Genomic DNA, 12,784 nt, shown 5'->3' with positions numbered 1-12,784 from the left:
GACAATTGTCTCAAATCCCTAAAAATGATTAGAATTAATAAAGAATTATTGAATTATGTTAGCCACCTATACCATTTAGGTACAGAAGGAAATATTATTGAACAAACTTTTGAACCGACCGAACAAATTATAAAAAATGGGCAAAATGTATTTTCTGTATATGTCATTAAAAGCGGGATGGCTAAATGCTATTTAACAGAAGATACTGGAAATGATTTTATTCAAGAATTTTTTGGAGAAGGAGAAATATTTGGAGAAATAGAAGCCATCAGAGAAGATATTAGTTTTTGTACCATTGAAGCTTCCTCTCCATTGGTTTTGTACAAAATACCTTTAGCGTATTTTAATGAATTATTATTGAAAAACCATGTTTTCAATCGCTTGATATTAAAAGCATTAGCCAACAAAATAAATTATAAAGCCATCAGGCATTCTTATAATCAATCACATCCTGTTGAGTCTAAATTGTTAAGGTTAAAAGCTAATTTCCCAGACTTTAATAAACTTATATCCAAACAGGAAATCGCTAATTATTTAGGCATTACTGTAAGAAGTCTTAACAGAACGCTGAATGATTTGAAAGCTAAAGGATTGATTAGTTGAGGCAGACACAAGATATTAGATTTAAGACGCTAGAAATAAGAAGGGGCATCTTTTCAAGAATAACAGATTAATTGTAATATAATTTTTTAGAACAAAAAGGAGTTAGATGTTGAATCTAGCTCCTTTTTGTTTAATACAATCCATCCAGAAATAATAAAGGTATCATTAAAAACCTAAAATTCGTCCTCAAATCGAACACTAACTGTACTATAAGCGTACACTTTTAAAATAACAGAAAAATGTTAAGTTATTGATATTCAGAGACTTGAATTTTTTGGCACACTTCTGTTAATAGTATTAGCATGATTGAAAAAATGTAAATAAAACATTTGACCTCAACCTTTCAAAATAAATACTTTAATTTCTAAACAACAAAAAAATGAAAACTTTAGTAAAAACATTCGCAATCGCTTTATTATCAGCAGTATCATTTATCAGCAATGCAACGACAGATAATAATGGAAACTTAAACGCCCAAAAAACTTTCGCAGTTGGGGTTTATCAAACGATTAATACCATGAAAATGAATGTAATGGTAGAGAAACTAGCAGGCAAAAGATTATCAGTGATTTTAAAAAGTGAATCAGGAGAGGTACTACATGCTGAATATATTAGAAAAAATGATACGGCCTATCGCGGTAAATTTGACCTTCAGGAATTAGAAGATGGTAAATACACATTCGAAATCAGTGACGGAGAATCTAAAATAGTTAAAAATGTACAAGTAGGAACGGTAAAACCTCAGCCAAATACATCAGACCGTTTTATGTCTTTGAACTAATAAGATTTGATTAACCATAGACCTATTGAAAACAAAAGGGTTGTTCTAATACGAACAACCCTTTTTGCTTTCAATTAAAATTCTTTTTACTCCAATACCACAACTTGATTTTTAGGATATTTAACGCCATATCTTATGACATGTTTTTTCTCTTGTTTGGCAGGAAGCTCATATTTCCACGTAAGGATTTTACTTTCCTTGTCCATTGTTGCTTCTTTGTATTCTTGTTCTTCTACCGAAATTTCTTTGGTAGTAGAAATTGGGAACTGATCTTGAATAACGATATTAATGTTCTGCTGTTTATTATTTCTTACACTAATTTCGTAGGCTCTGTTTTCTGTTTTATTGTTGCTCAAAAACTGTTGGTTGCTAAACTGTTTTAGCTTTTTACGTTCAATAATAATTCCTTTATCTTTCCCTAACGAAATATTGAGTGTATCCTTAGCATGACGAACATCTAAAATAGATTTACCTAAATAGGCTCCTTCCAGATAAAGATTTACTTCGCCTTCTAATAAATTAAGTTCTTGCCAGTCAATCAGTTTAGCTGTTAAGAATGCATCTTTTTCTAATTTAGGAACAGCAAAATATTCATACAAAGCAGGTACAGACTGGTTTTTAATATCTACCGAATATACCTTGCCATCATTCAAAATGGTATAAGGCACTTCTATATCAAAAACCAGCGTAGTAGGCTGATACTTTTCTGTCGTTTCTAAAGGGGCGGCAGCAACTGAAGTTATGCTACTACCTGTTAGAGACATCTTACGCTGAGCTCCATATCCTACAACAACTACTTCATTTAGTTGTTGTGTATCTTCTTCCAAGGTGATATTAACAATCTTACTATTGATAAATGCCTCTTGCTTCTTATAGCCTATGTATGAAACCACTAAGGTTTGAGCATTCTCAGGAAGTTTCAAGGTATAATTGCCATTGGCATCAGAGGCTGTTCCAATACTCGTGCCTTTTACCATAATCTGGACTCCTGGCAAGCCCAAGCCTGTTCCTCTTTCGGTTACAGTTCCTCTTACCTCATTGCCATTTGAAAGACCTTGCACCTTTGATTCCAATGTTTCAGATAATTCATTTTTTGCCTGACCAAAATATAAGTACCATGGTTTTAAATTTGGAGCGATTCCACTTTCAGTTGGGTCACCGTTAGAGATAGTCATTTTTACATCTTTCCAATCTTCCCCTGAACTCTGATATACATTGGCTTTTAAAGATAAATCAATAGGGCTACTAATATCTTTTACCCTTAAATCGTAAGTGGCATACCAACCTGCATTTTTTACAAAATAGCTCAAATCGAAAGAGGCTGCGCCTTGTTCTTTGGCAGAAACAGTTACCAATACCTCGCTAGTGGCATAATCATTGGTTTGATTCAAGGCTTTTAATTGATAGTCTAACATACGTATACTACTATCTATTTTCTGAATATTCCTTTCATGGTCTATCTGTTTCATCAATACCTCCGAAAGTCTATTTCTTTGAAAATCAACGGCTTCTTTTAAGTCAGCTGTTTTTACACCTGTGTTACTTCCACCGATAGACTGGTTTTTAGTAAGCATCGTTTCTTCATTTTTGAAAACAGAAAACATACTCCTTTCGACACGTAACTTTGTTTTCAGACTTTCTTTTTGGTTTTCCAATACAGTGATTTCTTCTCTTCTTTTTTGCTCATTTAGATAATTGCGTTGATGAATAACTGACAAAATAGTAAAGTTGCCAAAGCCTTTTACTTGAATACTTTGTACATCGATATTCGGAGAAATACCTGAGAACACCAATTCTGATTTGCCTGCTACAAGATTCGTTTTAGCTTTTCTGCTAACTTGCGCTCCACTGGTGAAGACGGTGACTTTCTCTATTTTAGAACTAACTGTTTGTTTTTTGTTTTGAGCAAGAGCCATTTGCCCAAACATAATGATGCTTAAAAGGCAAAGTGAGATGTTTCTTTTCATGTGATAGTTATTGGGTTTAATAATTGAGCTTAAAAAAGATTTGTAGACAATATTTCGTGTAATAACATTTATATAAACAAATTTATAATAAGTTTAGTATTTAAAACTACTAAAAACTTAGTTGATTAGCGTTAGCTATTCATTAATATTTCTTGGAGTGCTTTCAACATGAATAATCGTAATGATTCCTCTAGTCCACAAATCCTAAAGTCCCCAAACAGAAAGGGGCTAAAATAGTCTAATAGTAGGGTGAAAGTAAGCAAATGTTATACATACTTTGAATCGCATGGGAGTTCAGTATAAAAGGAGTAGAAATTGTATATATCTTCGCTTTTGCGAGTAGGATAAATCTTTTAATTTTTACTAGGCTCATTATGTTTAAAAAATTATTTCTTGTCTGTGCACTCGTTTTACCTGTAGGTTTATACGCACAGCAAACCACCAATAACGACCGTGCTTTTTGGTTACAACATCTTGACCAACTAGCAAAACCCATCTTAAGTAGTCTGGCAAAGGATAGCCTTCGCATTGTGATGCCTCAGACGATGTCTAAATTTATCGACAATCCTAATACTCGAAAAGAAGTAGCCTATTTAGAAGCTTTTGCCCGACTAATGAGCGGTATTTCTCCGTGGTTAAATTTAGAAGGAGGTTCGGCAAAAGAAGTAGCCCTTAGAAATCAATATAGAAATTACGCTCTAAAAGCCATTGCCAATGCTGTAAACCCGAAAGCAAAAGATTATATGGCTTTTGAAAAAGGGGGACAACCACTCGTAGATGCCTCTTTCTTGGCCTTGGCTTTAGTGAGAAGTCCTTGGTTATGGGAAAATCTTGATGCGCAAGCAAAAGAAAATGTTATAAAAGCGTTTTTAGCCACCCGAAATGTTAAGCCTGGCTTTTCTAATTGGATTTTGTTTTCGGGCATGATAGAAACTTTTTTCTGTAAATATGGCTATGCTTGGGATAATCTACGCGTAGAATATTGCTTCCGTCAATTGGAACAATGGTATGTAGGCGATGGTGTTTATTCTGATGGTCCACCCTATCATTGGGATTATTACAATAGCTACGTAATCCATCCTTATTTGGCAAACATGATCAAAGAATTAAGTTCTAAAACAAATATGTTTAACTGGACTGCCGATAAGCTTAAAACCAGAAATGAACGCTATGCTGTTATTCAAGAAAGGTTAATTAATAATGATGGTTCTTTCCCAGTTACAGGACGTTCTATTGTGTACAGAGGGGCTGCCTTTCATCATTTAGCAGATATTGCATGGCGAAAAGGGTTACCTAAAGAATTAAACCCTGCACAAGTGCGTAGTGCTTTGACGGCTGTTATCAAAAAAACCACTGAAAGTCCAAGCACATTTACCAAAGATGGTTGGTTAGCTATCGGACTATACGGTTCACAGCCTGATTTAGCGGATGTATATATTACTACAGGAAGCTTATATATCTGTGCCAACATTTTATTGCCGTTAGGTTTACCCGAAACAGATATTTTCTGGAGTAGCCCAGCAACCAAATGGACATCTCAAAAGGTATGGTCTGGCGAGTCCGTATTAGGCGACCATGCCGTTGAATAAATTTGAATAGTATAAATCCTTGTTCATGAATTATAAAGTACTCATAACCGTAGCTTTTTGTAGCATTGTTTTTTTTGCCAAAGCACAAGACAATATTCAAACTGTTGAAGTAGGAGAGGGTTGGGCGAAGAATTCGGTCAATGCCGTAGTTTTCCGTAAAAACTCCTTAGTTTCTTTTAAGAATTACCAGTTTATAGCCTATTATGATGCTGATGCTTTTGTGGTACTTGGCAAGCGAAAATTAGAACAAAAGAACTGGGAATTACAAAAGACAGCCTTTAAAGGGAATGCTAGCGATGCTCATAATTGTATTTCAATAATGGTTGATGGCGATGGTTATTTGCACTTATCTTGGGACCATCACAATAATGCCCTTCGGTATGCGGTTGGTCAAAAACCATTTTCGTTGACGATGGGAGAGAAGCAAAGCATGACGGGGCGTACAGAACAAAATGTTTCGTATCCTGAATTCTATCGATTACCCAATGGAAACCTCATGTTTCTTTATCGAAATGGTGCTTCTGGAAAAGGTAATTTAGTGATGAATCAGTATGATTTGAAAACTAAAAAATGGAATAATATCCAAGAAAACCTGATTGATGGCGAAGGAAGAAGGAATGCTTATTGGCAAGCATGTTTAGACAAACAAGGAACAATCCACCTTTCGTGGGTATGGCGAGAAAGTGCTGATGTTGCCAGTAATCATGATATGGCTTATGCTCGTTCAAAAGACGGAGGCAAAACTTGGGAGACTTCACAAGGAGTTCCTTATCAATTACCCATTACTGCTAATAATGCTGAATATGCTTGTAAAATTCCTCAAAAAAGTGAATTAATCAATCAAACTTCCATGGTAGCAGATGCAGAAGGGAATCCATACATTGCTACTTACTGGCGAGAAGCTAATGAGAGCGTGCCACAATACCATATTATTTATTTAGCGAATAAACAATGGCAAGTAAACAACCTTGGCTTTAGAAAAACGCCCTTTAGTTTAAGCGGAGTTGGTACAAAACGTATCCCTATTGCCAGACCGCAGATTTTAGCGTGGTCATCTAAACAAAATACGTTATCAGCAATGCTCATTTTCAGAGATGCTGAAAGAGACGACAAAGTGTCTACGGCTTTATGTACTAATCTTGCAGCAGGAAAATGGATATTGAAGGATATTAGCGAAGCCTCTGTAGGTTCATGGGAACCTACTTATGATACCGAACTTTGGCAAACGAAAGGAGATTTACATCTTTTTGTTGAAAAAGTAGACCAAGCTGATGGCGAAGGAAAAGTAAATAATCCTCCCCAAAAAGTACAGGTATTAGAATGGAAGGCATTAAAAAAAAGCAGTAAATAAAGGCTTAATAATGGCTTTAAGAATGAAACAAGGATTAATAAACCATATATTACAATCACAAAACTATGAAACATTTTTTTAGCATTGCAATCAATACAGTAATGATATGTTTGATTAGCGTGTCGTTATCGACAGCACAAACAACCAAGGCTCATCCAAGTAGAGCAATTTTGCTAAAAACAATCAAGCAAAACTTTGAAGATGCGGGTAAGCAATATAAAGTGTTGATGAAAAATCTTCCTCCAGACAAATTCCCTAAAACCTATTTTCCAAAAACAGGTAAATACGAATTCAGTGGTTCTGAGTGGTGGTGTAGTGGTTTTTATCCGGGGTCATTATTGTATATCTATCAACAAACAAAGGACGAGGCTTTGTTGAAAGAAAACAATAGGATTTTAGGGGTATTAGAAAAAGAGAAATTTAATAAAACCACGCACGATTTGGGTTTTATGATGTATTGCAGTTTTGGCAATGCAAAAGATATTGCTCCTAAACCTGAATACAAAGATATTTTGATTCAAAGTGCTAAATCTTTGTCAACACGTTTTAATCCGACGGTGGGTTGTATTAAATCATGGGATTCAAAAAAAGGAGACTTTCTGGTAATTATTGATAATATGATGAACCTTGAATTACTTTTCTGGGCAACGAAAGTAACAGGGGATTCTAGTTACTATAAAATTGCGGTGACTCATGCTAACACGACAATGAAAAATCATTTCCGCGCTGACTATAGTTCATACCACGTAATTAACTATAATTCGGAAACTGGAGCAGTACAACAGAAAAAAACAGCACAAGGTTATGCAGATGAATCTGCTTGGGCAAGAGGTCAGGCTTGGGGACTTTACGGTTATACAGTGATGTATCGTGAAACGAAAAATCCGATTTATTTAGCACAAGCTAAAAAGATTGCGAACTTTATTTTGACGCACCCTAATTTACCTGCTGACAAAATTCCTTATTGGGATTTTAACGCTCCTAATATTCCAACTGCCCTACGTGATGCTTCGGCGGCATCTGTAATGGCTTCGGCATTATTAGAATTAAGCGGGTATGTGGATAAAAATTTAAAGAAAACGTATATCAAAGATGCTGAAACAATGATTTATTCATTATCAAATGTGCCTTATAAAGCAGCTATTGGAACAAATGGTGGATTTTTAATCGAACATTGTGTGGGGCATATTCCTCAAGGTACTGAAGTTGACGTACCTTTGACCTATGCTGATTATTATTATTTGGAAGCGATGAAACGTTATAAGGAATTAAAGAAATAAAATATCCATATAATAAATAATTAAAGCCTAGTGCAGGTATGTTTTTGCATACCTGCACTAGGCTTTAGCACTAAACCACCAAAAATATGACAAAAAGAATACTCTTTTTATTAAGCATTGTGTTGTTGAATGTACAATTGATTCAAGCTCAAAAATCTGTCAATAATAACCCTGTTATTCCAGACTTGATAGCCGACCCAAGTATTATTCAGTTTGGAGATACATTTTATTGCTATGCCACTACCGATGGCTACAACAAAGGTCTGGCTACTGCTGGTCCACCTGTACTCTGGTCATCTAAAGATTTAAAGACTTGGTCTTTCAAGGGGTTTTATTTTCCCGCTGCTGAAAAACAATTGTTCTGGGCACCCAGCTATCCTGTAAAAGTAAAAGATAAATACTACTATTATCCTACAGTAAATCATGATATTTATGTGGCAGTGGCAGACTCCCCAGCAGGGCCATTTACTTTAGCAAAAGGGGATTTCTCTAAAGCCAATACCGCGCCATTATTAAAAATGGATGCGCCAAAAGGAACAAAAGGGATTGATGCAGAAGTATTTATCGATGATGACCAAAAGCCATATCTTTTTTGGGCACAACGTGGAGCAGGACGATTGAATCCTGATATGGTGAGCTTAGATACCACATCAATTGTTAAATTGCCTACAAAAAGAGGGGGATATTCTGAAGGACCTATTTTCTTCAAACGCAAAGGCATTTACTATTATCTTTATACATTGAGCGGTCATGAAAACTATGTGTATGCTTATCAATATAGTAAAGTATCACCATTCGGTCCATTCATTTATCCAGAAGATGATATTATCGCTAAAACAGATGTGAAAGAACAAATCTATGGGCCGGGGCATGGCAATGTATTTCATATCAAAGATGATTATTACTTTACCTATTTAGAATTTGGGCGGTCGAGTACGAACAGACAAGTATGGATTGATAAAATGGAATTTAATGAAGATGGAACGATTAAGCCTATCCAATTAACCAATAAAGGCGTTGACCCATTTCCTAATCTTGTGAAGAAAGGAATTGATATTCAATACGCCGAGGCATCTTCTACATTAGCAGATTATAAAGTGCCTTATGTAAAAGACAAAAGCATCAATAGAACCGAAACCTATTTGCCACAAAATGCCCTTGACGGAGCAAATGGCACTAGATGGATGGCCAATACTAACGATAGTACAGCAACTTTTACAGTAAATTTAGGAAAGAAAACAGCCATCAAAAAGGTGGAATCTTATTTTGTAAAGCCAACGGCTGGGCATGCCTATGTATTAGAGTATTCAACAGATAATAAAAGTTGGAAACCTTATGGAGGTCACCCAGATATTAAAATACAGTCGCCACACATCGACGAACGTAGCATAAAAGCACAATATCTAAGGTTAACCTTCTTGAAAGGAACAGCAGGGTTATGGGAATTTAGAGTATTCTAACTTAGAAGAATCAACATAGGATATCTTCCAATAGATTGTAATTCATTTTCTTTTTAAAGATTCGATAAAAAAATAACCTTTAAATAAGATTCTTCATGTACTTCAATGATTTTGGTAAACATTGAAAACATTCCTGTTCAAGCAGATATTTTTGTATTTCTGTAAGCTTCTACCTTTTTTCCATTTCAATAATAATCGTCGTGATGCTTACCATCTGGATAATCTAAACAAATGAGCTTAAAATCAAACAGAATACTCCAAACCCTATTTAAAATGAGACAGGTAATTATTTGTTGTTTTTTTATTTCCATAATGAGCTGCTTACAGGCACAGGTGATATCAGATAACATAAAAACAGCAGTAGTAAACAAAAAGCGAACGATTAATATTGATGCCACTAAAACGTATCAAAAGATAGAACATTTTGGAGCTTCTGATGCGTGGTCATGTCAATTTGTGGGTAATTGGCCAGATATAAGCAGAAATGCTATCGCAGATTTATTGTTCAGCCAAGATACTAGTAGTAACGGCCAACCCAAAGGCATTGGTTTATCGCTTTGGCGATTCAACATTGGTGCAGGAAGTACTGAAAAAGGAGTCGACAGTGGCATTAAAGATGAATGGAGAAGGGCAGAGTCTTTTTTAAATGAGGATGGTACATACCAATGGGATAAACAAGCTGGTCAAGTATGGTTTTTGAATGCAGCTAACCAACGAAAAGTTAATCAGTTCTTGGCCTTTACAAACTCTCCTCCGATTCAATATACCTTTAATAAAAAGGCATTTGCCACCGCTGGAAAATCCAATCTAAGTGCCGATAATTTTGATGCCTTTACTAATTTTCTTACCACAGTAATAAAAGGGATTAAAGATAAAACAGGTATTATGTTTAATTACATAAGTCCTGTAAATGAACCACAGTGGGAGTGGAGCGACGGAGGGCAAGAAGGAACACCTTTTAAAAATGATGAAATTGCGGGAATAACACGTTCATTGAGTGCTGGGTTATTAAAAGAAAAATTACCCACAAAAATTAATATAGCAGAAGCTGGACAACTAGATTTTCTATATTCAGGGCATAATAAACCTGCACAAGGGAATCAGGTATTTGATTTTTTCAACCAAACGTCGCCAAACTATGTGGGAAATTTGCCTAATGTAGAAAAGGCAATATCAGGACATAGTTATTTTACAAGCTCTCCTTTTACACAAGCTCGTGATAAAAGAAAACTTTTAGCCAATAAAGTAGCAGAGATTCCTTCTTTAAAATATTGGATGTCTGAATACTGCATTCTTGGCGAAAACTCAGGTGAAATGAATGGCAGTAAAAAAGACCTTGGCATAGACCCAGCGTTGTATATAGCACGAACAATTCATAACGATTTAGTAAATGGAAATGCAACAGCTTGGCACTGGTGGTTAGCCATCTCTCCTTATAATTACAAGGATGGTTTAGTCTATATTGATAAATCAACATCGGGAGGTAATTTTAGTGCAAGCAAAATGTTATGGAGTTTTGGGAATTTTAGTCGATTTATACGCCCTAATGCAGAGCGTATTGCGGCTGACATTGACAATGAAGATACCGAAAATGTATTGCTAGTTTCTTCTTATAAAGACCTTACTAGTAAGCAACTCATTACAGTAATCATCAACACGGATATTAATCCTGTTGACGTAAGACTTTCAGTAAAGAACATCAAAGTCAATAGCGTTAAAGCTTATGTAACTTCTAAAGACGCTGATTTAAAACCACAAACAGCTACTAAAATCAATCAAGTTATTACTATTCAAGCTCGCTCTATTACTACGTTGGTTAGTACATTTGAACGATAAAAATAACGTCGTTAAAATTTTAGAAGAAAAGTTGTGCAAAAAGAGTACAATTTGTAGTTTTTTTTATCTTTAAGATAGAAGATAAAAAGGAATAGCGACAAATGCATTGCTGTTTTCGACGAAAACTACTTCTCAAGCAAAATATTAACGAAAGGAATGAGCATTTTGAAAGATAACATAGCGATTCAAGAAGAAGGAGACAACATGTTTACTTTTTCAATCAGTGATAATGTGCGCGAAAATCAAATCAAACTGCTTGATACTGAATACTTGATTAAAGAAGCTTTTAATCAAAATATCGATAAAGGTATCGAAATGCTTTTTGTGAATTATTATTCTATTTTGTGTAATCATGCCATTCGTTATGTGACGTCAAAGGAAGTAGCTGAGGATATTGTATCAGATATATTTTTTGATTTTCATAACAAAGAGCTATACAAAACCATCATAACCTCTTTCAGGGCTTATTTATTTATGTGTGTAAGAAATCGGGCTTATGATTATATCAGGGCTGAAATCCGCCATAAAAATACTTCACTAGATGATGCTGTGTATATAGCAGGAGAAATAGATAATCATCCCGATGCTGTCACACAATATGAAGAGCTGTATCAGGATGTAGAAAAAGCGATTAATGCAATGCCTTTGAAAAGAAGGGAAATCTATTTGTTAAATCGTTTTGAAGGGAAGAAAAGCCAAGAAATTGCAAATGATTTAGATTTATCTATTAGAACAGTAGAAGCACATTTATACCAAGCAGTACGCCAAATAAAAGAGAGCCTACAAGGAAAATGGTATTTGTTTGTAGGGTGTTTTGTAAATTTATTTCTCTAATTTTTAATGCCACTAAGTAATAAACTCTTAGCTTTCGTCATATAAGAAATACGAAACGATTTATGAAACTACTTATCACAAAAGAATATTTATATAATTATTTCGACGGCAAAGCAAACCATCTACAGAAACAATATATAGACGAATGGATTAAAGAGCCCAAGAATAAAGAGTTTTTCTATGAATGTTTAGCAACATGGGAAAAAGAACATCTGCAATATTGGGCACCTGCTGAGCAGGGATATCAACGGCATCTAGCAAGAATGAAGCAATTCAAAGTAGATGAAAATGAAGAAAAGCCTTTGCCACCTGTTCAGCTAAAGAAATCTTTTCCCTTCATGATAGCGGCTTCGGTGGCTTTGCTTTGTATGCTTGGACTAGGATTTTTTTATAAAAAAGAAGAACTGTTTTATAAACACTATACAACAGTTTATGGCGAAACACAGCATGTGGTTTTGGAAGACGGCTCAGAAGTATTTCTCAATGCTAATTCATCTTTAAAAGTACCTCGCTTTGGGTTTAATAATTATGCTCGCTCGGTTTTTTTAGCTGGGGAAGCTAGTTTTTCAATCAAGCATCTGCCCAATAATCAAAACTTTATCGTTAATACAGCCAATCAATTTGAAGTGGAAGTGTTAGGAACAGAATTTTCAGTTTTTAGTCGCCAACGTGGGGGGAAGGTTATATTAGCAAAAGGGAAAGTACAGTTTCGTGGTCAAGACATGCAAATTATGATGAAGCCTGGTGATTTAATAAACATCAATAAAAACGGAGAATCTGTATTGTTGAAAAATAAAAATCCCGCTATTTTTTCATCTTGGAAAGAACACCGCTTTGTTTTTGACCAGACTACGATGCAAGAATTAGTCTATATCTTTCAAGAAAGCTTTGGTGTGGAAGTAGTATTGCCTGATACAAAGATAGAAAGTTGGACTGTTTCGGGGGCATTTCCTGCTAAAACCGCTGATGAATTATTAGAAACTATCTCAGTAGCCGCCAATTTTACCTATAAAAAAGAAGGTAATAGAGTATTTATTCAACTTTGATTTTTAAGCAATTGGCTTTTTTTTTAGATGCTATAAA

General features: G+C 35.0%; 10 protein-coding genes. 9 read left to right on the top strand and 1 reads right to left on the bottom strand.

The annotated features are described in order from the left end of the window. The first annotated feature begins 24 nt into the window (after positions 1-24). A complete protein-coding gene (locus AC07N0_RS18245; RefSeq protein WP_494590368.1) occupies positions 25-603 on the top strand; it encodes a Crp/Fnr family transcriptional regulator in 579 nt (192 codons plus the stop codon). A 379-nt stretch (positions 604-982) separates the two neighbouring features. Next, on the top strand, positions 983-1,384 hold the full coding sequence (locus tag AC07N0_RS18240) for a hypothetical protein (RefSeq protein WP_494590366.1): 402 nt from the start codon (positions 983-985) through the stop codon (positions 1,382-1,384). Between the two features lie 86 nt (positions 1,385-1,470). On the opposite strand, the gene AC07N0_RS18235 is transcribed toward AC07N0_RS18240, so the two are convergent. Next, positions 1,471-3,351: a DUF4139 domain-containing protein gene (locus tag AC07N0_RS18235; protein ID WP_494590365.1), complete on the bottom strand. Its 1,881-nt coding sequence runs from the start codon at positions 3,349-3,351 to the stop codon at positions 1,471-1,473. Between the two features lie 374 nt (positions 3,352-3,725). On the opposite strand from AC07N0_RS18235, the gene AC07N0_RS18230 reads away from it, so the two are divergent. The 7 genes from AC07N0_RS18230 (at position 3,726) to AC07N0_RS18200 (ending at position 12,747) form a co-directional block, all read left to right on the top strand. Beyond that, entirely contained in the window at positions 3,726-4,940 is a 1,215-nt protein-coding gene (locus tag AC07N0_RS18230; protein WP_494590363.1) for a DUF2264 domain-containing protein, read from the top strand. Positions 4,941-4,965: 25 nt separating this feature from the next. After that, positions 4,966-6,291 carry a BNR repeat-containing protein gene (locus AC07N0_RS18225; protein WP_494590361.1) on the top strand — a complete coding sequence of 442 codons (1,326 nt, stop codon included), beginning with the start codon at positions 4,966-4,968 and terminating at the stop codon, positions 6,289-6,291. A gap of 65 nt (positions 6,292-6,356) precedes the next feature. Continuing rightward, positions 6,357-7,571 (top strand): glycoside hydrolase family 88 protein, encoded by a 1,215-nt coding sequence (locus AC07N0_RS18220; protein ID WP_494590360.1) that lies wholly within the window; start codon positions 6,357-6,359, stop codon positions 7,569-7,571. 86 nt (positions 7,572-7,657) lie between these two features. Then, positions 7,658-9,031 carry a family 43 glycosylhydrolase gene (locus AC07N0_RS18215; RefSeq protein ID WP_494590358.1) on the top strand — a complete coding sequence of 458 codons (1,374 nt, stop codon included), beginning with the start codon at positions 7,658-7,660 and terminating at the stop codon, positions 9,029-9,031. A 312-nt stretch (positions 9,032-9,343) separates the two neighbouring features. Beyond that, a complete protein-coding gene (locus tag AC07N0_RS18210; RefSeq protein ID WP_494590357.1) occupies positions 9,344-10,867 on the top strand; it encodes a glycoside hydrolase in 1,524 nt (507 codons plus the stop codon). 156 nt (positions 10,868-11,023) lie between these two features. After that, on the top strand, positions 11,024-11,701 hold the full coding sequence (locus AC07N0_RS18205; protein ID WP_494590355.1) for an RNA polymerase sigma-70 factor: 678 nt from the start codon (positions 11,024-11,026) through the stop codon (positions 11,699-11,701). A gap of 62 nt (positions 11,702-11,763) precedes the next feature. Next, the gene (locus tag AC07N0_RS18200; protein ID WP_494590354.1) at positions 11,764-12,747 is read left to right on the top strand and encodes a FecR family protein; all 984 of its coding nucleotides are present in this window, start codon (positions 11,764-11,766) and stop codon (positions 12,745-12,747) included. Positions 12,748-12,784 lie beyond the last annotated feature (37 nt).

It is taken from the genome of Arcicella sp. GW821-FHT09D11 (assembly GCF_059416265.1).
This window is presented reverse-complemented; position numbering and strand designations above follow the sequence as displayed.